This is a genomic window from Bradyrhizobium sp. WSM4872 (genome assembly GCF_055811715.1).
Genome location: NZ_JBVVPT010000029.1, coordinates 37152 through 59190, shown reverse-complemented (window position 1 = coordinate 59190; position 22039 = coordinate 37152). Strand labels below are relative to the sequence as shown.

Here is a 22039-nt window from a genome sequence, read left to right as displayed (position 1 = left end):
CCATTCCCCTCGAACATACTTCATCTCGCCCGATGCCTGCCAACTCCAAGCACAATAGTGCGACTCCCTCGGATCCGTCGTTGCCGTTTGCTGTACGAGGCACAGAGGACCGGCACTACTTTCTGGGGCTTCTATACTGCGCGTCATCGATGATCGTGTTCGTCGTTCTTTGCGTCTTGTCCATGATGCCGATCGCTTTGGGTGGGGAGATCGGAAAGTTGGTGTCGAGCAGCTTTGCAGGGCTCTTGGTTCTGCTGGGAGCCGGCTGTTCAGCCTTCATTGTCCTATACGGTGTCTACCCGATCTGCGCGCGGATGCTGGAACGCGGCCGCATTCTGATGCAGCCGGGGTTGGCCGAATGGGCCCGATTGGGTTTTCCGGATCCCGTACTGATCCTAAGATCCTTTTCGGACGACGGCATGACAACGCTCGGCAGCCCGTTCGGCTTCATACAATCGCGCTACGAGGCCAGCTTGGCAGTAGCAGCAAGACGCGTCGCGCCGCCCATCATTCTCGGGAGCCCATCGGACCCGCGCGTACCGCTGGGCGCAATTCGCTTGTATGTCGCCCACGAGGATTGGAAGACAGCCGTGACCTACCTGATGAAGCGGGCTGCCCTGGTCTTTGTGGTCATCGGAGATGGGGATAGTCTGTGGTGGGAAGTAGAAATTGCGCTCTCGATCGTGCCGACAGGGCGTCTCGCCTTCTTCTTTCCGACGGCGGACCACTCGAAAAGTTTCGTTATATGGCCGAACAAAAGAATCGAAGAAGCCAACGAACGGAGACGGCAGCGCTATCGCCTCTTTTTGAATCGCACCGGGGCGACGAACGCCGCAACACTCCCCGCGGAAATCGGAAATCACCAGGTGATTGTTCAGACCGAAAGTGGCTCACTGCTCCTTTTGCCGAACAAGTACGGGTACCAGGGGTGGTACAAGGGATTTTCGAAAGGCTTCCTGTCGATCTTGACGCTGGGCGCCCTACCTTCCATCCTTCGAAGGTATCGTGGGGCAGCTGCCTTATTCGACCGGGATGTCGAAGTTTCACTCCCACGGACGCTGAGGTCCTATCTCGATCGGGTCCGCAATTGCGACTGAGCTGCCGCCGGCTCGACGATTGGCTTGAAGTGTAAGGCATCCAGTGAATTTGCGAGGCGGCCGAGCCTCAATCGCCGGGTCGGCCGTCAAGCGGATGCCTCCAAGTCGGTGAGTGCTATGCTGCCGGGCATGATGATTCGAGGTGAGAACGCCGGTGTCCGACTTTTTCATAAGCTATAACACGACGAACGAGAACTGGGCGACGTGGATTGCCTACGTTCTGGAGGAGGAGGGATTCAGCACCATCCTGCAGGCATGGGATTTTCCCGTAGGCTCGAACTTCGTACTTCATATGCAGCAGGCGACTGCCGGTTGTGATAGAACGATTGCCGTCTTGTCACCCGCCTATCTTGCTTCGGAATTCGCTCAATCGGAATGGGCGGCCGCCTTCGTAGGCGATCCTGAGAGCAACAAACGCTCGTTGGTGCCGGTGATGGTGGAGAAGTGTTCGCCCCCCGGCCTACTGAAGTCCATCGTCTACATCGATATCGTGGGAGCAGACGAGGAGCGAGCCCGTCGCCTCTTGGTCGAGGGCGTGCAATCAGGACGACGCAAACCTACCGCCCGGCCATCGTTTCCCGGCAGAACCGGACCGGACCACCCACCGTTTCCGGCGGCAAGGCTTGGAACGGCCGCCCAAAATGCCGTCTATACCCCTAGGATCCAGAGAGACGCTTCCGACGTCGAGAAGCGCCGTTTTGTGAAAGCCGCCTTCGATACTATAGCAACCGGATTTGAGCGGGCGCTCGCGGATGCCTCGGCTGCCGACGCCGCCGTGGATTGCGAGTTCGACCGGCGTTCCACTGCAGAGTTCACTGCAGAAATATTTCTGAATGGGAAAAGCGTGTGTCGCTGTCGGATTTGGCAGGGCGGTCTTTTTTCAGGCAATGGGATCTCCTACGCGGAAGGCCGTACCTCCGGAAATGCGACGAATGAAATGCTTGCTGTTGCAGATGATGGAGAATTAGCGCTGTCTGCGCTGATGGGTGGCGCTTTCCATCGATGGGAAGAGGGCGTGGATCCGAAGCGACTGAGCGAAGAGCAGGCTTTCGGGTATCTATGGCGCAGGTTTGTCGCGCCTTTGGAGCGATGAGCGATCAAATGAATATTGTGCCGGCTCTGCGTGTTACCCGGTTTGAACAGCTCGCGCCCGGCGAGCTTTTCATTCTGTTCTCCGGTTCTGAACGGTTTTACGCCCTGAAGACGAAGGCGCCAAATGAACACTCCGAGCCTCAGATGGTCGTGCTGGGTCCTCGGTTCATCGCTGGTGATAATGAGTCCTTCCTGCTCGCTTGGCAGGCATCCACGGTACTTTCGTACGGAAAGGACTTTTCGGTGGTACCGTCGTCCCATCCCGACCACTGGTTCGATGAGGGAAGCCGACGTACTCCCGTCTGCCTCGCGATCTCTGAAGAGCGAGCATATATCTGCACAAACGGCGCTCATTCCCCCGCAATGTTCACTCCGCGTTACGTCGAGATGGCGACCGGTACAGTGGAACACAGACTGTCAAATCCGGTGTTCACCACACATTGGCGGATCGAGATCGTCTCTTCGGGCCGAGAGCCCCTCGTTCTTCTGCACTTCCCGTCGGCCGCATCCGCTTCGAAGTGACCAGAAGCGGTACGATCGCCCGATCTTTCGAGCGCGGGATGCGATTGCCTTGGCGCGAAAAAAGCGAGGCAAGGCACCGGCTTGGTTTGATGCGATCCGATCCGCGGTTCAGGCTGCCCGGATCTGATATGAGGATGGAGTTGATTCCGGTCCAAAGGTCGTTTGCGAACCCAGCGCCTCCGCTGCCGCTCTAAGGCTTTCCGCCGGTAGCGCTCGCCCCGACTCCCAATGCTTTTCCGTGGGAGCGCGCTGCATGGTGCGGCTGATTCCCGCGGAGCTGCGCCCAGTTCCTCCACCGCGGCAGCGATAATGGTCGTGACCACTTTTACCTCTCGGATCGTTCGGCCTATCGGCTTGATGGCATCGATCGCTCCCGTCGCGACCCTGTGCACAGCAAGGATCTGCTCTGTGATGTTTGGCCTTTGCGGTCTGCGTCGCAGCGACTTCAGCTCGGAAAGCCGCCAGGCGGCCGCTTCGATGGTCGCGTTCAGCGCCAGCAGGTTCGTCTGGCGATACTGCTGATCATGCTGACCGCCTCGCCGACAAGGCTCGCCGTCTGTGTGCCAGAGCTTGCACCGTGTGGTCCGTGCTGTGCCCTGCGCGACCGTACGACCGGCAATCTCGGACGCCTCGATGGCTTGTCGGCTTCAAGCCGGATCAGATGACTTCGCTGGAAAATTGCGTCTTGGACCACCCCCTATGGCATTTTCGGGAGGAGGTCGGAGGCCGATTTGATCGGAATGGCCTTTTTCGCCTCGCCGACCACAGGCTGGTCCTTGTTCTCGATCGTGTCGGCGTCTCGCACCGCCTTTCCGAAGTCCAATTCCGTGCGACTTTCGATGTCGGCGATGGCGACGCGCCATTGGGAGACGTTCACGAAGGCGGGGGCGCCAGGCTTGATGCCGCCGTGCCGCTGCTCGGATAGCAGGGCCAGTTGGTCCACTACCAGACCTACGGATTTCACGCCGGTCTTGCCTTTCCACGCGATCACTTTGAAGAACGAGGACGGGATCTGCACATCGTCCGACCACAAATCGATCTTGTCGTCGAAAATCGGGCCCTGGAAGACACATATCCGGTTCTCGGTATCCTCCGCAATGGCTCCGTTCTCGAGAACGAACTGTTCGGCCCCCTGCCAGAATTTGGTACTCTCGTTGAAGCGAAAATGCTGAGGCGAGCAGTTGGTGAGATGGTAGGTGTCGGCGTTCGCGCGCTGGGCCTGTTCGGGCGTTCCCCAGTTCGGGTCCATGCGTCGGGTGAGATGGCCGCGGTCGAAGAGGTTGGACCAGGCCGAGTAGAAGGGCTGGCCGAGATAGAACGCGTCGCTCGTGCGCGGGTCGGTATACCACGTCTCTCCCTCGGCGCCCTCCTTGACGAGGCCCGTGGTGCGGTCGATGTCGAGGTATCTCTTGCCGTCTATGTTGGTCGCGGTGAACAGCGCCATCTTCTTCGATTTGTTGAGCTTGATGCTGAAGTGCTCGTACTTGAGCTCGCCTTGCTCGGCGTTCGCCTCGCCGGCGCGCAGCGGCGCGACCTGCTTCGCGAGCTTCCCTGTAGGTTGCGGCAGCGGAAACTCGACGCCCTTCACGAAGTTCGGATTGTAGCCGTCGCGGTTGGAGTAGTCGCGGTCGATCGCGAGCTTCTCGGCGCCCCGCGTCAGATTTTTCGCGGCAGCCGCAGGTTGGGTCGGCATCTGGACGGCCGGCTGATCGCCGATCCTTACCGTCACCTCGATCGGAATCACGATCTTCATCTCGTTCGGTCCCTTGTCCGTCATGGGTACGTCATCCTGGGCGAGCACGAGGCTTTCCTTGGCGTCGGAGGATGGCCGGGGCGGCGAAAGCCGTTTTCCGCCCAGAGGCGATGCGTGGGTCTTGGCGAGGTCAAGTGCCACCTGCAACAGGGCGCGCTGGGTCTCCGGTAGCGACGCCAGCCGGTTGCCGAGGTCCTGGAAGATGGCGCTGATGCGGACGCCTTCGTTGACGTTGGTCGAAATGTCGCGACCCTGGTCGTCCTTGCGTTCGAGGAACGGTTCGCCGAAATGATGGAGGGCAATCAACTCCCACGTGTCGTTGAATACGGGAGATCCAGAGGAGCCGTGTTCCGTGTCGGTCTCGTAGAGCAGTGTCCGGTCTGTGCGGAATTGCAAGACGTTGTTGCGCACGGCAATCATCTTCGGCAGTCCGTTCGGATGCTGAATGATGTTTACGTTCATCCCGAGCACGTGCCTGTCGGGCGAGTTGGAGAGCGCGCAGTATCCAAGGTCATCGAGTTCGGCGGATCCGCTCGTTCTGCTTCCAATTCCGATCAGCGCGTAATCGAACTCTTCCTGTGCTGAAAAGATTGCAAATTTGACCGGGTCGAGGCTGAACGTGGTGAGGGGACGCATGGTGCCGTCCTCGCCCGCCTCGCGGTCAAACGTGACCTGCGTGGCGGCCGCGGCCAATGCGTCCGCCACGACATGCTGGTTGGTGAGGAAGAGGTCGCGGCTGACGAGAAAACCGCTCCCTACCGACCAGATGCCGGCATTGTTCGCTTCCACGTAACCGACCGCCCGCCGGACGGCCGCTCCCGCCGGCAGGAACCAGGACGCCTGCAGGTCGTCTGTGCCGATGATCGCCTCGGCGGCGCCCGAGGGTAGCGTCTGCCGTTGGGTCTTCGAGGTGTAGAGGGCCATGCGGACGCGGTCGGGCTCGGCCTCGCGCCACCGTTTGTCATCCACCAGTTTGCGAACCTTCGCACGGTCGGCGCGGCTCGCCTCGACCGTTGCCTCAAACCTTGACTTGTCAGCGTTCATGATCGTGCTGCCTGTTCTCGGCCCAGAGCGTTGCATTTTGAGAAGACACAGATGCGACGGACAAGCTGGGGGAATCCCGGGGTCGGCCGGGCTGTGGCGAGGCGGCCGAGTGCGATATGTCGTAGGGTGCACGAACTGGCCCGCCCCGCGATGGGGGCGGATTTCGAAGTCGAGGTATGCATGGCACAGCAACAGCACCCGTCGGAGCCCGTCGTCGTGACGTTCGACCAGGTCGCGAAGGCGTTGGGGACCGAGGAGGCGATCGGAAACCTGAACGAAATTTCACAAAAGGACGATACCATTCCGCCGGTGCAGCGCGCGGCCATCATGGCAGGTGTAGGGAACGTCCTCGAACAGATCCGGTTGGCGGAGAAGGCGGCCGGGGCCAAGGTGCTGACGACCCCTCATGACGAAAGGGCCGCAAGACTGCAGAGCCTTATCGCGTCCGGCGAGGCGGCAAAATTGTCATTTGCCGCGCTTCCGACGGGCGGGTTCGAGGCGTTATTTGATACGAACGACTGGTTCGGCTGGGCGTCTGTGGCGTGGGAGAAGTTGAAGCATCTCAGGCCTCACGACATGATCCGCCCGTCGAGCACCGCCGCTGCTCCATTTCCAGATCGCGGCAGGATGACGATTCTTGGTGACTGGGGTACCGGGCTTTACGGGGCACCCAAGATCGCGGCCGCAGTGAAGTCCGATCGGGACCCAATCGATCTCGTTCTTCATCTTGGCGACGTGTATTATTCGGGCACGGAAAAGGAAGTCACGCAGCGGTTCTTGGAAGTTTGGCCGCGCAGGGCCGGGGCGATCAATCGCGCGCTCAATTCAAATCACGAAATGTATTCCGGGGGCGACGCCTATTTCGATCGGACATTGCCGGCCTTCGATCAAAAAGGCAGCTATTTCGCCTATCAGAACGCTCATTGGACCTTGGTGGGCCTGGACGTCGCCTACGTCGATCATGCGATCGACGACGAACAAGTGGGTTGGCTGCTCGAAGTGGTGCGCAACGCCGGCGACCGGAAGATCATCCTTTTCTCCCACCACCAGCTCTATTCGAGCACCGACTCCGAGCAGGGCGTCAAACTCTGGTCCCATCCCGAGTTCGGCGCACTGCTCCGGAGCAAGCGGATATTCGCCTGGTACTGGGGCCACGAGCACCGGTGTATCGTGTACGAGGCGCCGGATACCGATTTCGGAATTTTGGGCCGTTGCATAGGGCACAGCGGAATGCCTCAGAGCCGCGACACCACGATTGGCCTGGTGCGCGCGACGGGTACCGTTTACGAGCGCGCGGACTGGCGGGTCTGTCCGCCTACAAGCGTCGGCGGGCACGGTCTGTCACGGGCGGTGGTGCTCGAAGGACCTAACGAATTCATCATAGGCGAGGAGGAGAAGTTTCTCCCTCACGGTTACGCCGTGCTGAATTTCGACGGCGCGCATCTGGAGGAGGAGATCCGGAGCGCCACCGGCAAGGTCATCTACGCCAAGCGCCTCGCTTAGGAGATTGAGATGCCGGGCTCGAAATACGATGCATTGTTGGGGCGTGCGCAGCGGGCGCTCGGTCAGAACTCTCCGGTCGACGCAGTGCGGAAGGTGCGTGCGATCGTGGGAGCCAGGAATATTCCGAACAGCGAACTCGCTGCTCAGCAGGCACTCGAAGCCCTGCGGAACGGCAACATTCCGACGCCCCTCCAGGTCGCGGCCCTCGAGGTCGTGATCCGCTTGATGCGCCCGGTTATGTTGTCGCGTGCGGGCACGCTCGACGACTTGCCGGAAACGGCGAACAAGGATCTCCAGCCGCCTGAGCTGAAGGATGCCTGGAGCGCGTTTCGCGACAAGGTCCGCCCGTTCATCAGTTCGATCGGACGGATAGAGGGCGACAAAAATCAGCACGTCGGCACCGGGTTCGTCGTCGGCAACGGGCTTATTGCCACCAATCGTCATGTCCTCGCGGTGCTGAGCAGCGGTGCGGATGTGCTGAACGCTGGCGCGGCGCGGATCGTATTTAAGCAGGAAGCTGGCGTTGCAAATCCCCCCGAGGATATCGCGGGCATCGCGGAGGTCGTGAGCATCCATCCGAAGCGGGACATCGCGATCCTGCGGGTCGCAACCGGACAGCGACCACCGTTGGAATTCGTCGACGTGCTTCCGGCGGAAGGCGAGGCTATCGCCACGGTCGGCTTCCCCGGAAAGGACGAGAACAACAACCCGCTGTTCCTGGCTTCCGTGTTCGACGGCAAATTTGGCGTGAAGAGCGCTGCCCTGGGAGAGGTGCTCGACGGCACGGAGGATCCCGATATCTTCCACGATTGCTCGACGACCCAAGGAAACTCGGGTTCTCCAATCTTCGCGGTGACCAGCGGAAAGGTGGCCGGTATCCATAGATCGGGCTATTTTATGTACCGCAACGAGGCCGTGGCTGCAGGCGAACTGCGAAAGCTGCTCTGAAAGGAATCACCGTGGGGCATCGCGCGCTCATCATAGGCCTCGAGGACTATCCATCGGTCAGCGACGGCAGCATCGAGGGGAAGCTGCCCGGCACGCTGGAGGCGGCCGTCGCATTCCGCGACTGGCTCACGGCGAAATGGAACTCTGAGAATATCCCTGATGCGGAAAGGCAGATCATTTTCTGCTCCGAGCCGGTCGTAGCCGGCGGTAGGCCGGCGGCGCGGGACGACATCGTGCAAGGCCTCCTCGACCTTAAAGCCGCCGGCCAGAATGCCACCGAGGAGCTGTTTTTCTTCTTCAGCGGCCATGGGTTCTCGTACGTTGCTCCCGGCGCGCGCGCGGATATGCTCATTGCCTCGAACTACAAATCGATGGATTTGTCCGGGGCGACCGCGTGCCTCAATCTCGATCAGGCTGTTTATTGGCTGAGGCAGGAACTCGGACCCGGCTTACAGTACTACTTTGTCGACGCCTGCCGCAATCAACTCGACGGAACGCGTATCGCTCCCGGCGCACTCGGATTACCGAACAATCCGCAGACCACGGGAGAAGCTACCTCTTTCCTGCTGCAGTCCACGGTGCCCGCGGCCACTGCGGCCGTCGATGGGAAGTTCTCCAACGAGCTGCTGGCGGGATTGAAGGGGCGGAGCACGGCGAAGACGTGGGATGAAGCCGAGCCGGATGCGATGCTGGTCAGATACGACACCCTGCGGATGTATGTCAGAGAGCAGCTCAAGACGCAGCGGATCCACAACAAAGTGGAGGGGGAGGGGGGCGAATCCGATGGCATCATCGCGCGATTGAAGCCGGCTCCGTCGTCCAAATGCGAGATTCGGCTCCAAGGTTTTGCCGGCGCGGTGGCGGGTTTCGTCGAAATAAACGGTCGACGAGCGGGCCGCCGGCGCACATCGCTTACCGGCTCGTCCACGCAGCTCGATCTGAAGCCCGACCGCTACAGCGTCAGGATCGACCTCGCCGAGGGACGCGTGCGCGACAACGACCGGGACGTGACGCTGTTCGACGACGATGTGCTCACCTTCGAGGCTGATACAGGCGGAATCCCGCCTGAACTGCATCCAGGCAGCAGGACTTTGTCGGATATCGTGGTTCCGGGCGAGATATCGATCGAGCTTCACGAACTCGCCACCGGTGAACGGCAGATCTTTCGCACCGATGCCTTTCGCGCGGTACCAAAGGGAAGATACGCGGCGACGATCCGTGACCGGGATCAACGGGTGGTGAAGACGGATCTCGTCGTGGTCGGTGCGGGACAGACCGTAAACGTAACGGACTGGAGAAACAGTACGCCGCACGTCGCGATCGCCGCCCGACTTCCGAACTTGGGCGGCGGCGTGGATTTCTCCGAATCGCTCGGTGGTTCGGTTTCTGATCCCGACCTCGGTATCTGGCTCGCGTTGCTGGGAGGAGGACGGATTCTCGCTGGCGTCGGCGGCGCAGACTTCTCGAAGATCGCACCGTTTCCGCTCTACGACTTCTCCGGGGAAGTGGTAGGCTCGTCGCCTCTCTACGTTCTGGCGGGTTTCAACGATCCGGCGGTCGCTCTGCAGATCGGCGTTTCCGGTTTGGCCGGTCCAACCACCTGGCATCCCGCAATGCAGCCCGGCGATCTCGCCGGAATCCGCGAATTCTACCTCCGACGTCAGGCAGGCCCGCAGCTCGTTTCGTTCCGCATAGACAGTTCGCAAGCATATACAGTCGCCTCTCTTGCCTCGCCGAACCGCGCGACGCTGATTACCTTGACGTTGGACGAGGACGGCGCGCCGCTGGTTTCACAATATTTGCTTCCCTTGGGCACTCTTGTTGGAAATCTCCATCCGCTGGTTTCGTCCCGCATCGCGGGCCGGAATCAATTGTCCGACGTGAAGATGTTGGCAGAGACCATACGTGCGTTCCGAAGGCGTCGCGACGTTTGGAAGGCTCTGCCTGACCACACTCTGGACGAAGTCCTCTACATGAAGTGGGTGGACCCGATAGTCTCCGCCCTTGCTGCCTACGAGCTCTTGCGCCGCGGTCGGACCGAGGTGCTCCCCGAGGTCGTACGTAATCTGACGACTTATTTTCCCGATCTGCCGGACGGAGCAGCGTTGGCGAGATTGGGCAAGCTGCGGGACGACCCGTATAGGCCGACTCCCCTGTTCCTGGATGGCCTTCGTGCGTTTGCCGATATCGAGCAAGAGCTGCCGCTGCCGGCTGCGAACTTGGACTACACCAGCCCATGGACCGCATGGCGCGGGGCCAGGGATTGATGCTCTTCGGCGAACGGTTTTTGCTTCTTTTTACCCGATGCGGTAGATGGGCCCATGCAAGTCGGAATCGCAGGCCATCAAGAGAGACCGGGGATTGATTGGAGATGGGTCGAGGAGACCTTGCTCGGCGAACTTCGAGGGATGCGTGACGTGACCAGGGCATTCTCTTCGCTGGCGGTGGGCAGCGACCAGATCTTCGCTCGCGCGGCCCTCAAGGTCGGCATTCCCCTATTGGCGGTGATACCGATGGATCACTATGAGAGGTTCTTCGCACCGGATGCACGCGCCGACTACCAGGCTATGTTGAAGAGGTGCGAGGTGACAAACCTCAAATGGACTGGCGAAGACCCGCAGGACGGGTTCTTCGCAGCAGGCAAGTTCATCGTTGAACGTAGCGACCTGCTGTTTGCCGTCTGGGACGGCAGGGCTGCGAAGGGATTGGGAGGTACAGCCGACGTCGTGGCCTTCGCCCGTGAGCGGTCGAAACCGATTGTACATATCAATCCGACGACCAAGCGCGTGACGGCAATGAGGAACGGAAATCATGGCTAAAACGAAGGTATTCGTGAGTTTCGACTACGACCACGACGAGTTCCTGAAGGAAGCTCTCGTTGGGCAATCCAAGCTGAATGACAGTCCCTTCGAGCTTGCCGATTGGTCGATCAAGGAAGCTCTGACCGGTAACTGGAAGGAGAAGGCGCGCAAACGCATCAAGGCAGTCGATGTCGTCGTTGTCATGTGCGGCGAGCATACCGATAAGGCGACCGGCGTAAGCGCCGAAGTCGAGATAGCGCAGGAAGAGAAAGTGGATTACTTTTTGCTCGCCGGCTACTCGAACAAGACCAACAAAAAGCCGAAGGCGGCGAAAACGACCGACAAGCTCTATGAGTGGACTTGGCCCAATCTCAAGGCTTTGATCGGGGGCAGTCGTTGAGATGAAGAAGGCGCTCGTCATCGGCATCGACGATTATCCGGGGAAGCCTCTGAACGGCTGCGTGAACGACGCGCAGGCGCTCGCGGGCATTCTCGAGAAGAACGGTGACGGGTCGCCGAATTTCTCAGTTCGGCTGCACACCAGCGACAAGGAGCAAGTGAACTCGGGCCTTGTGCATGACAGGGTGGCTGAACTATTTCGAGGTGATGCGGACGTCGCACTACTGTTCTTCGCGGGTCACGGCATCATCAATCCTGCAACGAACGCGGGCTATCTGGTCAGCCAGGACGGAGCGAAGGGAGCCTGGGGCATCTCTCTGGCGGAGGTATTGAGTATTGCAAATTCGGCCGCGCCCCGCATTAAGGCAAGCGTCATTATACTCGACAGCTGTCACTCCGGCTATGCAGGCGAGGTGCCTGGTCTGGCGAACCAGGCCATTGCCGCCATCGGAGAGGGCGTCACTATTCTCACCGCCTGCCAGCGCGACCAGAACGCCGTCGAGGCCAACGGCCACGGACTCTTCACCGGCATCGTTCTCGATGGGCTCAGCGGAAGTTCGGCGGACATCTGCGGGCGGATCACTCCGGCATCCGTATATTCGCACGTCGACCAAACCTTGGGGCCGTGGGAGCAGCGCCCGATCTACAAGGCAAACGTGCAGACTTTCGTGACCCTGCGGGAGGTTGCTCCCAAGGTGCCGAAAGACGTTCTGAGACGCCTTCCGCTGTATTTTCCTGATCCCGCCTACACATTTCCGCTCGACCCATCATACGAGCCGAACAGGTCGAATTTTACCGAGGAGATGAAGGCCAGCTATCCCGCCAACGAGCAGAACCAGCAGGTGTTCCGGGAACTCCAGCAGTGCAATCGGCACGGTCTCGTCGTCCCGATCGACACGGTCCACATGTACTACGCAGCGGTTGAATCGAAGGCCTGCAGGCTCACCGCGCTCGGTGCCCACTACCGAAAACTTGCGATCATGAACCGCATCCATTGAATCCCAAGAAGCTGACGCGGTACGGCAACTCGATATCAGCCGCGCTCTCTTGGGCCATAACGAGTTCGAACCGAAAGGCTCGGGGCCAGACGATCGACAGAATTGCGGGGCTACTGGATCTCTCGCGTCCGGTATGCGACCGGCCGATGGGTGGTGCCGGAATCTTCGCCCTGGTCTTTCTGCCTGCCATTATGTCCCCGCCTCGCAGAATTGACATCCGAGTCTTCGACTATGCAGCTAGGGGGCTCACTACGTCGTCTCATGCACGAGGTCGGGATAGGTAGCGGAGCCGGCCGTAAGTCATTTCCGCAGAGCTGTCATGTTCGCGTCGCGGACTGAAGTTACCAAAGCCGGGGTTTCCCCGAGTACAACGATCCGGAAAGCGATGTTGATATCTGCGGCCTCTGCTGACGGAGGAGCCGATGATCGAAGCGTTCACGATTGCAAACGCCTATAGGTTTCAAGATGCTCTGGCGTCCCAGGCCCGGCTGCGTCACGATGTCTTCGTAAAGCGGCGCGGGCTGCCCCATCGCTCGTTCGATGGATTGGAGTTCGACGAATTCGATACGCCGGCCGCGATGTACTTGGTATGGCGCGATGCGAAGGGTGCCGTTCGCGGAGTAGCGCGTCTGCTTCCGACGAAGCGGCCCTACATGCTTCAGACCCACTGGCCGCACTTGGTGACCGCGACGGCCCTTCCGTCCTCAGCTGGAGTGATGGAGGTCACGCGTGTATGCGTCGATAAATCACTCGACCCGCCCGTACGCAGAATGATCTTCCCCGAGCTCCTCTGTGCGATCCATGAGGTCCTTGCTGCAACGGGGGGCGCTGGGATGATCGGAGTGACCCGTGAGCATCTCCTTTCGCACTTTGTGAGGAGCGGCATACGTTGGCTCGGGCCGGTCGCGGAGGTCGAGGGCGAGCCGGAGCGCGCGTTTTTTGTTCCCACGGAGTCGATCCGCCCGAATTTCCACTGCTCCAAGTACGGCATCGGAGCGACAGTGCTTGCCAACCCGGGGGACGTCGTGCCCGTGGTGAGAGCCGCATGAGCGTACGCCGGAGACGGGCCGTCGGCGCCAAGGATACCGCCAGCAAAATGGCGGACGCGGTCTCGTATCTTTGCCGAGTTGCTGCCGAGGCAGGGTTCGTCTCGATTGTGATCAAGCTGTCGGATGTCCGCGAGAAGCTGGAGGCGCTAGCCGCCGAACCCGACGAACCCAAAGTGCCCTCTTAGCGAGTACGCCGGAGATATGCGAGGCTCTTGCCGATCGGTCTTGGCCGCCGACTTCAGAGTGGAAGGAGACCCTCCTGGATCGCGATGATGACTGCGGTGATCCGATTGCCTGCTCCTAGCTTGCGCATGGCGTTTCCTAGGTGAAACTCCACGGTCTTCTCCGAGATCGAAATGATTTCGCCGATTTCCCAATTCGTCTTTCCGGCCTTGCACCAGCGCAGGCATTCAAGTTCCTGCGACGTCAGAGGAGCGGTGCTCGGCTTGCACAAATCGGCAATCTCGCGGTATTTCAACCAGTATTGTACGCTGAGTATGTAGATGTGGGTCGTCTTGTCGGGAGGCGCTTCCGCCTTTTCGCGCATGCTCAGGCTGATGAGGTCGACTTCGCGGCCGGTGCCGCGGATCGGGATCGTGATACCGGAATGCACGCCGAGTTCGCGGCATTGTTCGAAAAACGACTTCTGCTCGGGCGTAAATCCTCCGCGAGGGTGCGTGTCGGACCATCTGAAGGCGCCACGCGCCGAGTGGACATGGTATACGACCGGGTCGATGCGGTCCCATCCTCCCGCCTTATAGCTGTCGAGATAGCCAGCAGGAAATTCGCTCCACGGTATCGAGACCAGCCGCCGGTTGTTCGCGCGCGCAAACACCACGTTCTCGTAGCCCTCTTGGCCGATCGCTGACACAAAGAGCTTTTTCAGCGCTGCGACGGAATTTATCCGCTGCGTGCTCTCGATGAATTCCTCGACATTTGTCGCCATGGTGCCCCCAGCCAAGGTTCGCAACTAGCTTGTCTGCAACAGAAAGTCCGTCATCGCTGCATTGAAGGTTTCGGGCACTTCCCAATGTGCCGCATGACCGGCATCCAGCAGCACCGGTCCCTGCCTCCAAATGCTTCGAAACGGGAGGCGATTCAGGTAATCGATGCGCAGAAACGGGTCCGATTTGCCTTGAACGACGGCGATTGGGCGGTCGACCTCGGAAACCGCTTTGGATTGATCCACACCCTTTCCGGCGAGTCCGTTGCTGACCATCCAAAGCCGCGCATTGCCATCGGTTCTCCTCACCATCCTCGAGAGGTGGTGGCTTTCCGCCAATCGCCTGCCCATCATCGCACCGGCGTAGCGGCGCGCCTCGTCCCGGCCTAACCGCTTCCGTCCGGCGAGCGCCGTGACGCCGGTCCAGCGGAAACCTTCCGATACGCCTTCCGGGCTCAATCTTATCGGTGGGGTGCCTGAAATCAGAAGCGACCGCACCCCACAATAGTTTGCCCACATCTCGATTCCGATGTGCCCGCCCAGCGACCATCCCACCACGTGATAGCTTTGGTAGCCAAGCTCCCTCATAAGCTTGTTCAAGATCCTGGCGTATCCAGGGAAACTGTATGTGTCTGACGGCCTTCGGGAATCCTGTGAGGCGCCGTGTCCCGGCAGGTCAGGAACGACGATGCCCAGATCCGTACGAGCAAGAGCTTGGTGCTGGTTCTTAAAGACTTCCTTGCATGACGAGTTGCCGTGGATCAGCAAAATACCGGTGCGGCCAGCCTTCCCGTGCAGGAGTTGCAGCCGCAGTCCTTCAATCACGCAACTACGCGACAATATTGTCATATCATTAATTATAAGGATCATGCCGCGCCCAGAGCGCGGTGGCTATGGCGCAACCACTAATTGTCCTATCCTATAGGCGGAATGTCTGCGGTCAAGCACGCTTTACACCGCAGATTCCCCGAGGGGCGACTTCAACCACCGCTTCCTAGGGAAAACCCTCGTTGGACTACGAGCGGATGTGCTGTCCACTTTGAGATCGGGCGCGAATCGGCTCATCAGTGTCAGCCCAAACAACCGCGCCCGCCGATCGGCGATGGTCGCCTGAAGCCAGTGGGGTGACAGTTGCAGGAAGACATTCTTTATCGATTTCTCCAAAACAGGCTAATCGAAATAGGCGCGGACGATGAGCGGCTAAAGAGGCTTCAGGCTGCGGCGGCTCAGATGGCTGCCACGACGCTCGCGGAACCCAGAAAAGCGATCCACTACGCGATGGTCGGGTTCGACAGCCGTGCCTCGAGCGATGATCCCGTACTGGACGAGGTTGCCGGGGCGGTTGCGGCCAATTGGGCCACTTACCTGAGCGCCTTCTCGGATCGGCCTACGACGGTCTTTCGGGCTGTTCTGCTGGATGCGCTCAGGCAGGCGCAGGAAGCCGACGTGAAAGTGGCAGCCGCAGTTGCCCTGGTCGCGCGGAACGTACTGCCGTATCTGGATCTTGGGCAGGAAAGAGAGATTTCAGCCGGGCTGGTGGCCCGCTCTGAGGAACTTATCTCGGCCGCGGCAGCGAACGAGTGGTCGACCGCGGTCGACTCGCAAGTGGCAGTCAAGCTGCCTGCGCCGACAAAGCCCGGGAAACTCGACCGGAAGGCTCTGTTGACCAAGGTCGAAGCTGCGGTCGGCCCGAGCAATGAAAAGGGAGAAGCCCTGCCGACCCCGAATCCCCACTGGACCAATCAGGCGCAGGCCTGGTCCTTCGGGTTTTCCCCGCGCATGGTCGTCGCAATCGCGGATTCAGTGGACGCGATGTCGGGGCGCTGGTAACCGCGCGGGCCAGCACGGATCAGGCGCTGCTCGGTGCGATGCAGAGCTTCGTCGGCGACCATTTGCCGGGCCTGGTGCGTTCGGGAAAGGCGCTCGAGCGCCGATTGAACCTGCTCTGGTGGAGGCAGTCGCTCTACTCGATCGCGGCGAAACAGGGTTATCGTTCCATGAAGCCGACGGCCGCTGCTGTGCAGATGGCAGCCGACGTGTTCGCGCTTGCGCCGGCATTTTCGCCGATGAGCGTGGAGTTTTTCCTTCGCGAGGCCGTCGCGGAAGTCGTCGGGGACGGCAAGGGAAAGGGAGCGGGCTCAGCGACTTTCAAGCAGATCGCGTCGGAAGCCGCATCCATATGGAAGGAAACGTCGGTCTGGTGGCCTGACTCCGGTCAGAGCAGGGGTCGCCGTCCCTTCGTCGCATTCTTGGCCGCGGATAAGACGCAGGCAGCCCAAGTCGCCGATGCGCTCGGCATCGATGCGGATGCTAAATTGAGCTTGCCGGATTTCGCCGTTTGGGTGCTTCGCGAACTTCAGGCGTACCAGATCGCCGGGAAGGCGGCATCGTGACCGGAAAGTGCGCCGAGACCTATTGCTATGCGCCAGAAAGCAGTTGCAAGCTCGGCGAAGCTACTCCGGAGAACTGCGCGAGGTGGAGCAAGCTTGTCTCGGCTGAAGGGGCGCCCGCGCAATTGCCATCGAGCGAAGCTCTCGTACTGCCCTGGACCGGAAATTCATTCGGCGGTGCGGATCGCGCGTTTGCCGCTGCTCGTTCGAGCGGTAAGGTTGTCGCGATAGTGGGGCCAGCGAGCGCGGGCAAAACGACGTTGCTGGCCGCCTGGTATCTTCTGGTCGGCCGGGGATCTGAACTGCCGGGTCGCACATTCTCGGGCTCCTACACGTTGGCTGGCTGGGAGAATATCGCCCATGCCCTGCGTTGGGCATCTGCAGGGGGTCCGAGTTTCCCTCCACATACCTCCAGCGGATCGGGTCGTCATCCTGGGCTGCTCCACATGGCGTTTCGGTCTGCAAGCTCCGGGACCGCAACTGACCTCCTCTTCGTGGATGCGCCAGGCGAATGGTTCAGATTGTGGGCTGTGAACCGCGATGGACCGGAAGCTGCCGGAGCGCGCTGGGTCGCCGAACATGCGGACGTGTTTGTTGTCGTTGCCGATTCCGAGGCGCTGTCCGGCCCGGACAGAGGGGTTGCGAGAAGCGTCTTGATTCAGATCTTGCAGCGGCTCGGGCACGAAAGACGGGGCCGGGGCGTAGCTTTGGTTTGGGCTAAGTCTGACGTGGTCGTTTCCGCGGGGGTCCGTGCAACCGTGGAAGACGCGGCCAAACAGCATCTGGGGCAATATGCGGTATTCTCGACAAGCGTGCAAAGCGGGGCCCTCGGTGGCGAAGGCGCTTTTATGAATCTCCTACGCTGGTGCGTCGACAGCCGTCGGGAACCGTATTCCCGAGCCCTCCCGACGTTGGATACGCAAGATTATTTTCTGGTGGTCGGGCATGGACGCTGACGTCGGCTCGCCTTTGCGCATGATGCTCCTTGGGGAATCGGCCGTGGGTAAATCGCACTATGGAGCACAACTTCTGCTTCGGCTGAACCAGAAGACTGGCACGCTCAAGATGCGCGGCGCTGCCACCAACATCACTGCCTTCGACTCGGTCACGAAAGCGTTGAACGAGGGGAAGTCGGCCGGCCACACCGCGGCAAATACCTATGTCGAGAACATGTGGCCCGTGGTGGATCGCAATGGACACGAAATCGACTTGGAGTGGCCCGATTACGGTGGAGAGCAGGTCAGGAAGCTGATCGATGACCGCAAAATTCCGGTCGCCTGGCGCAATCGTCTCCTTGCATCCGACGGCTGGATCCTCATGGTCAGGATACAGCGCTCTGGCGTCGACGACGACATCTTCAGCAAACCGCTGGCTGACATCCTGCTTCGGCGCGCTTCCGATGCGACGAGGGAAGTCAGGCCTTCAGTCCAGGCACGTCTGGTCGAACTTCTTCAGATGCTGATATATCTGAAAGGAGAGGGGACCTCGAGAATTCTGCGCAAACCCGCTCTCACCGTCCTTTTGTCGTGCTGGGACGAACTCGGCGAGGAAAATCTGGGTCGCAGGCCTTGGGAAGTATTTCATGAGAGGCTTCCGCTGCTGTCCGGATTCGTGCGCAGCAACTGGGCGACAGAACGCGTGGAGGTCCTTGGCCTGTCTGCGCTCGGGCGTTCGCTCCGCGAAGATAGTGCTGATGCCGATTATGTCGACGAAGGTCCCGAGAAGTTCGGCTATGTAGTTCTGGCCGACGGCCGCCGCGAACCCGATCTTTCGTTGCCCATCGCCAGGCTGGCATCGATCTTATCTCATCAATGATCGTTCACCGCGCTCTCTACGGACACGACCGAGGCGGGCACGCATTCCTTCGCGGAAGCTCCGTGGACCACGCTGGTCTGTTTTCAACGATAACGTGGCGCACGGATCTTCCGGCCACGGCGCCCTACGGCGTGTTGTGGACCCCATATCTGCGTGGTTTCGCGGAAGCTGGCCACTACGTTCTCGTGCGTACGGCGCCGGACATCGCGGCGCCCCGCGCGGGAATGGTGTTCTCACAAGCCGCGTTCGTCCGCTCGGAGGATATTAGCTCTGTCGATTGGCGCGGACTTGCTGCGGCCCTCAAAGAGGTGCCGGACAGAAGCCAGCCACTCTCGCCGATCGACGTGGCTGGGCCCTCGAATCGGGAGTCCGCTTCATCCACAGCAGTGTCTATCGTGGAAAAACTGATCAGTTCCGCGATGAAGCCGGTCATACATGTTGGGCAAGCGGATTTCGACGATGCCGTCCTGCAGATTCTCGGGAAGTTGCCTGGCCGACTGAAGGAACGCTTCACATTCCGCCTCAGTTTCGGTCCTCAGGACGTCGAGAACGATCCTCAGGATGTCGTTTCCACTCCCGACCTCCTGGAAACGCGATGGTACGGCTATCCCGTGATTCCGAAACTGGCGCCGTCCGGGCCGCCGAGGCGCGCCGTAGCATTTCTGCTGGAGCTCGACGGGGGCCGCGATCTTGGGGATTTCGCAGATCGGCTGGGAACGAGTGCAACCGACCTCAGAGCCATCGGCCGCTTGGAGGAAGCTTGGGCGATTGCTGAAAAAGAGATGCGTTCTGTCGAGGACAATCTTGGACTCGTCAGATTGATCTCCTTGATCTCGCCGCGCAGCTCGGATGGTAGCGATTTCAAAGCAATTCAACTTGCTCGCCTTGCGGCATGCCTGACGTCGGCGCGCCCGGATCAGATCCGCTGGCTGCGCAATCTCAATCTCTCGGCGTTTTCGAATCCGGGGCCGTGCTGGGACGCCGTCCTCGAATGGGCCGCCGCGCAAGCCGGCAATGTCGGTTACGACCGCGAGGTTCTGCAGGTTGCAGTGGATTCCGTCTCGGACGGCCCCGTCGCTCCGTGGCGAGGAGCGATACTCGGCGGCTTCCGCGAGCGTATTTCGCGTTTGGATTCCGCCATGGCGGAGTCGCTTTGGTCAGCGATCACCAAGGAGCCCCAGATCGCCGAGATGATGCTCTCGCTTCTACCCTTGAATCCCACAGCAGAAGCGATCGTCCGACGCACCCTGCCTTCGCCTCTCAATCCGACAGTGGCGTCACATGCGCTCGATTTTGCCAAAAGTCGAGGCTGGTGGACGCTGCATGGAAGATGCATGGCGCTTACGAGAGCACCACAGGCAGCGCTCGAGGCGCAATTGGCAGTCGACCGCGACGTCCACGCCACGGATGGAATAGAGGCTGCCCTCTCAATGGCCGACCCTGCAGATTGTTTGAAGCTCGCGCTGTCGCACGAAGATATACGCTTGATTCCGATAGCCGGTGCGGTGTGTGCGTCGAGCCCAGCTTTTATGGCCGGCTTCGACGCTTCGAACCTTCGATGGCTGGATATCTTACAGGCAGCGGGTTCCAGATCTAACGTGCTGGACGGTCTGGAAGAGGGACATTCGTTAGTCGGCAGCCTGGTCGACCTGCCGCATAAGGCGGATCACTACGCGCCGCTGTGGTGCGCTTTGGCTCAATCAAAGTTCGCCGATCTGCTTGACTTGCCCGGAAGATCGCGGGTGTGGTCGCGAATTCCCAATGAAGTCCGACCGAAATTTCTCTCTGCGACAGCCGACGCCTGGCTTGCCGGAGAAGAATCCGGACGCGATTCGAGGGCCGTCGTCGAACCGGCGCTTGAGTCCAGCATCGTAGAGCCGACGAGGATTTCCGGATTTCTGGCTCGGGCGATTCCAGACCGGCTCGAGGGTGGTGTGAGGCTGTTTCAGCGCTTCCGGAGGCTGGGCGAGAGGGAATTCAACGATTGGCTCGCGCAGATTGACTCGCGCATGAAATATGGGGGTGTCACGAAGAGCGCAGCAACCCACCTTGGCCGCCTGGTCTCCTCTAAATTCTGGAGCTCCTCCGCCCACCGAATACTTGAGTTGGCCAAGCGGCGCGGAGACATGGTGCCTGCTCTACTGGCCTGTCGCCAGCTTCTGCCCATTTGGGACAACCTGAACTTGGCTGTCTGGGGCATCAAGGACATGCCAGATCCGGACGATGACGAACTGTGGCGTATCCTGGAGAAGATCGTCGTCCAGCTCTACCCCCGCGGTCCAGAGGAGAACGAAATCTGGAGCCGGGCGTCCGCGCGGATAGATTCACTCTCGCATGATGGCAATCCGTTGGCCCGATGGCATTCAGCCCTGAGACGCCTCCGCTCGGGAGGCGGCGGCATCCCTCCGGCCCGTCTCGTGGCCGAAATGCGCCGGGATTTTCCGTTAAACCGCGAACTCGATAGTATCACCGCTTTCAAAATTTTTCGGGAAGCTGGGGATCACGGATGACAGGCGGTTTTACGAAGGGGCGAGCGCTCGTCGTCGGGGCGGCCGATTACGCAAAGATGCCGACACTTCCTCCTACGGTGCTGAATGACGTCGATGACATATCGGCTTTGTTGAACTCGCGGAACCACTGCGGCTACCCGCCGGATCGCGTGCGGCTCCTGCGCAACGTGGACGCGTCGTGCGTGGCATTGAAGAAGGCGCTGACCGAACTCTCCCGGTCGGACGAGGACGAAACAGTCCTCTTCGCTTTCTCTGGTCATGGCGAACGCATCGTTGGCGGGCAGGGCTCCGGCTCCTACCTCTGTCCCATCGATTTCGACCCTGACAGTCCAGCGAACACGGGCATCGCCCGCGATGAATTGAGCTCCATGCTCGCCGACATACCTGCCCGGCGGTTGGTTGTCATTCTCGACGCATGTCATGCTGCCGGCGCCGTTGACATGAAATCCGGCGGTCGAGCCGCCATGAAGTCAGGATTTTCGCAGACGGACTTCGATAGATTGGGGACCGGCTCCGGAAGGGTGCTCTTCGCGTCATCGCGCGAAGACGAATATTCGCTGATCCTCAGAGGGATGCGGAACAGCCTTTTCATGCATCATGTTCTGGAGGGCCTTCGCACCATAGGCACCGGTCGGGACGATGGAACCGTTAGAGTGCTCGATCTCTTCGACCACGTGAGTACCGCGATGCATGGAAGCGGGCAGCATCCCGTTCTCAAGGCCAACAGTCTGGAGGACAATTTTCCGATTGTTCTTGCGTCGCGCCCTGGACCCACGCGCGGCGAATGGTGGCTGGAATTGGAACGCGTCGGATTGGAATTGTACCCGCACGGTCCAGACGAGCAGGACCTCTGGAGCAGGGCAGGCGGAGATGTCTCCATCCTCAGACCGGGTCTCAATGGTCGCGCTGCCTGGCACTCAGCCCTGAGGGTAGCCCGTTTGGGCGGCAACATAGATAAAGTTCGCCTGATCGAGACGATGGGGACCGACTTCCCGCAAAACACTTCGTTGAGCAATTTGCGCGCGACACAAAGCCGAGACTCACTCGGAACTGGGACCAAGCAGGATCGCCCTACGTGATGCGGCCGCTACCAGTGTCCTCGGTGATTTCGGGCGAACGTTGGAGCCTGCGAGTTGTGCGTGTTTCGGCTCGAGTGCCGCCAGCTGTGCTTGCGG

Annotated in this window: 20 protein-coding genes; 17 read left to right on the top strand and 3 right to left on the bottom strand. The window is 60.3% G+C overall.

Annotated elements, in window-relative coordinates; translation table 11 throughout:
• Positions 1–149: 149 nt before the first annotated feature.
• From AC0L3C_RS29110 to AC0L3C_RS29100, 3 genes are all read left to right on the top strand, one after another.
• On the top strand, positions 150–1097 hold the full coding sequence (locus tag AC0L3C_RS29110; protein WP_473409645.1) for a hypothetical protein: 948 nt from the start codon (positions 150–152) through the stop codon (positions 1095–1097).
• Positions 1098–1251: 154 nt separating this feature from the next.
• Positions 1252–2190 (top strand): toll/interleukin-1 receptor domain-containing protein, encoded by a 939-nt coding sequence (locus AC0L3C_RS29105; protein WP_473409644.1) that lies wholly within the window; start codon positions 1252–1254, stop codon positions 2188–2190.
• Positions 2191–2198: 8 nt separating this feature from the next.
• The gene (locus AC0L3C_RS29100) at positions 2199–2711 is read left to right on the top strand and encodes a hypothetical protein (RefSeq protein WP_473409643.1); all 513 of its coding nucleotides are present in this window, start codon (positions 2199–2201) and stop codon (positions 2709–2711) included.
• A gap of 697 nt (positions 2712–3408) precedes the next feature.
• Here AC0L3C_RS29100 and AC0L3C_RS29095 read toward each other — a convergent pair.
• On the bottom strand, positions 3409–5706 hold the full coding sequence (locus AC0L3C_RS29095; protein WP_473409642.1) for a DNA/RNA non-specific endonuclease: 2298 nt from the start codon (positions 5704–5706) through the stop codon (positions 3409–3411).
• On the opposite strand from AC0L3C_RS29095, the gene AC0L3C_RS29090 reads away from it, so the two are divergent.
• From AC0L3C_RS29090 to AC0L3C_RS29055, 8 genes are all read left to right on the top strand, one after another.
• Positions 5689–7011, top strand: coding sequence for a metallophosphoesterase family protein (locus AC0L3C_RS29090; protein ID WP_473409641.1), 1323 nt, complete (start codon positions 5689–5691; stop codon positions 7009–7011). The two genes, AC0L3C_RS29095 and AC0L3C_RS29090, sit on opposite strands and share 18 nt — an antisense overlap.
• Positions 7012–7020: 9 nt before the next feature.
• Positions 7021–7959, top strand: coding sequence for a trypsin-like serine peptidase (locus AC0L3C_RS29085; protein ID WP_473409640.1), 939 nt, complete (start codon positions 7021–7023; stop codon positions 7957–7959).
• 11 nt (positions 7960–7970) lie between these two features.
• Complete coding sequence (locus AC0L3C_RS29080; protein ID WP_473409639.1) at positions 7971–10226, top strand: caspase family protein; 2256 nt, start codon at positions 7971–7973, stop codon at positions 10224–10226.
• A gap of 150 nt (positions 10227–10376) precedes the next feature.
• Positions 10377–10778, top strand: coding sequence for a hypothetical protein (locus AC0L3C_RS29075; protein ID WP_473409638.1), 402 nt, complete (start codon positions 10377–10379; stop codon positions 10776–10778).
• A complete protein-coding gene (locus AC0L3C_RS29070; RefSeq protein ID WP_473409637.1) occupies positions 10771–11160 on the top strand; it encodes a TIR domain-containing protein in 390 nt (129 codons plus the stop codon). The genes AC0L3C_RS29075 and AC0L3C_RS29070 overlap by 8 nt, the downstream gene beginning before the upstream one ends.
• 1 nt (position 11161) lies before the next feature.
• On the top strand, positions 11162–12157 hold the full coding sequence (locus tag AC0L3C_RS29065; protein WP_473409636.1) for a caspase family protein: 996 nt from the start codon (positions 11162–11164) through the stop codon (positions 12155–12157).
• Positions 12158–12579: 422 nt separating this feature from the next.
• Positions 12580–13206, top strand: a complete 627-nt coding sequence (locus tag AC0L3C_RS29060; protein ID WP_473409635.1) for an acyl-homoserine-lactone synthase — start codon at positions 12580–12582, stop codon at positions 13204–13206.
• On the top strand, positions 13203–13391 hold the full coding sequence (locus tag AC0L3C_RS29055; protein WP_473409634.1) for a hypothetical protein: 189 nt from the start codon (positions 13203–13205) through the stop codon (positions 13389–13391). The genes AC0L3C_RS29060 and AC0L3C_RS29055 overlap by 4 nt, the downstream gene beginning before the upstream one ends.
• Before the next feature lie 53 nt (positions 13392–13444).
• On the opposite strand, the gene AC0L3C_RS29050 is transcribed toward AC0L3C_RS29055, so the two are convergent.
• Positions 13445–14152 carry a LuxR C-terminal-related transcriptional regulator gene (locus AC0L3C_RS29050; protein ID WP_473409633.1) on the bottom strand — a complete coding sequence of 236 codons (708 nt, stop codon included), beginning with the start codon at positions 14150–14152 and terminating at the stop codon, positions 13445–13447.
• A 24-nt stretch (positions 14153–14176) separates the two neighbouring features.
• Entirely contained in the window at positions 14177–14974 is a 798-nt protein-coding gene (locus AC0L3C_RS29045) for an alpha/beta fold hydrolase (RefSeq protein ID WP_473409632.1), read from the bottom strand.
• Between the two features lie 306 nt (positions 14975–15280).
• Here AC0L3C_RS29045 and AC0L3C_RS29040 point away from each other — a divergent pair, with 306 nt between their 5' ends.
• The 6 genes from AC0L3C_RS29040 to AC0L3C_RS29015 are packed head-to-tail and all read left to right on the top strand — an operon-like array spanning position 15281 to position 21943.
• Complete coding sequence (locus tag AC0L3C_RS29040; RefSeq protein ID WP_473409631.1) at positions 15281–15979, top strand: GTPase-associated system all-helical protein GASH; 699 nt, start codon at positions 15281–15283, stop codon at positions 15977–15979.
• Positions 15883–16542, top strand: coding sequence for a GTPase-associated system all-helical protein GASH (locus tag AC0L3C_RS29035; RefSeq protein ID WP_473409672.1), 660 nt, complete (start codon positions 15883–15885; stop codon positions 16540–16542). Before AC0L3C_RS29040 ends, AC0L3C_RS29035 begins: the two co-directional genes overlap by 97 nt.
• A complete protein-coding gene (locus AC0L3C_RS29030) occupies positions 16539–17495 on the top strand; it encodes a TRAFAC clade GTPase domain-containing protein (RefSeq protein WP_473409630.1) in 957 nt (318 codons plus the stop codon). The genes AC0L3C_RS29035 and AC0L3C_RS29030 overlap by 4 nt, the downstream gene beginning before the upstream one ends.
• On the top strand, positions 17485–18354 hold the full coding sequence (locus AC0L3C_RS29025) for a TRAFAC clade GTPase domain-containing protein (protein ID WP_473409629.1): 870 nt from the start codon (positions 17485–17487) through the stop codon (positions 18352–18354). Before AC0L3C_RS29030 ends, AC0L3C_RS29025 begins: the two co-directional genes overlap by 11 nt.
• Complete coding sequence (locus AC0L3C_RS29020; protein ID WP_473409628.1) at positions 18351–20864, top strand: GAP1-N1 domain-containing protein; 2514 nt, start codon at positions 18351–18353, stop codon at positions 20862–20864. The genes AC0L3C_RS29025 and AC0L3C_RS29020 overlap by 4 nt, the downstream gene beginning before the upstream one ends.
• Positions 20861–21943, top strand: coding sequence for a caspase family protein (locus AC0L3C_RS29015; RefSeq protein WP_473409627.1), 1083 nt, complete (start codon positions 20861–20863; stop codon positions 21941–21943). Before AC0L3C_RS29020 ends, AC0L3C_RS29015 begins: the two co-directional genes overlap by 4 nt.
• The last annotated feature ends 96 nt before the right edge of the window (positions 21944–22039 follow it).

What these genes read in the sequence shown, in the direction of transcription:
- AC0L3C_RS29070 (WP_473409637.1), top strand. Translation starts at nt 10,771, where the DNA reads ATGGCTAAAACGAAGGTATTCGTGAGTTTCGACTACGACCACGACGAG.
- AC0L3C_RS29090 (WP_473409641.1), top strand. Translation starts at nt 5,689, where the DNA reads ATGGCACAGCAACAGCACCCGTCGGAGCCCGTCGTCGTGACGTTCGAC.
- AC0L3C_RS29100 (WP_473409643.1), top strand. Translation starts at nt 2,199, where the DNA reads ATGAATATTGTGCCGGCTCTGCGTGTTACCCGGTTTGAACAGCTCGCG.
- AC0L3C_RS29020 (WP_473409628.1), top strand. Translation starts at nt 18,351, where the DNA reads ATGATCGTTCACCGCGCTCTCTACGGACACGACCGAGGCGGGCACGCA.
- AC0L3C_RS29050 (WP_473409633.1), bottom strand. Translation starts at nt 14,152, where the DNA reads ATGGCGACAAATGTCGAGGAATTCATCGAGAGCACGCAGCGGATAAAT.
- AC0L3C_RS29055 (WP_473409634.1), top strand. Translation starts at nt 13,203, where the DNA reads ATGAGCGTACGCCGGAGACGGGCCGTCGGCGCCAAGGATACCGCCAGC.
- AC0L3C_RS29015 (WP_473409627.1), top strand. Translation starts at nt 20,861, where the DNA reads ATGACAGGCGGTTTTACGAAGGGGCGAGCGCTCGTCGTCGGGGCGGCC.
- AC0L3C_RS29065 (WP_473409636.1), top strand. Translation starts at nt 11,162, where the DNA reads ATGAAGAAGGCGCTCGTCATCGGCATCGACGATTATCCGGGGAAGCCT.
- AC0L3C_RS29060 (WP_473409635.1), top strand. Translation starts at nt 12,580, where the DNA reads ATGATCGAAGCGTTCACGATTGCAAACGCCTATAGGTTTCAAGATGCT.
- AC0L3C_RS29025 (WP_473409629.1), top strand. Translation starts at nt 17,485, where the DNA reads ATGGACGCTGACGTCGGCTCGCCTTTGCGCATGATGCTCCTTGGGGAA.
- AC0L3C_RS29085 (WP_473409640.1), top strand. Translation starts at nt 7,021, where the DNA reads ATGCCGGGCTCGAAATACGATGCATTGTTGGGGCGTGCGCAGCGGGCG.
- AC0L3C_RS29110 (WP_473409645.1), top strand. Translation starts at nt 150, where the DNA reads ATGATCGTGTTCGTCGTTCTTTGCGTCTTGTCCATGATGCCGATCGCT.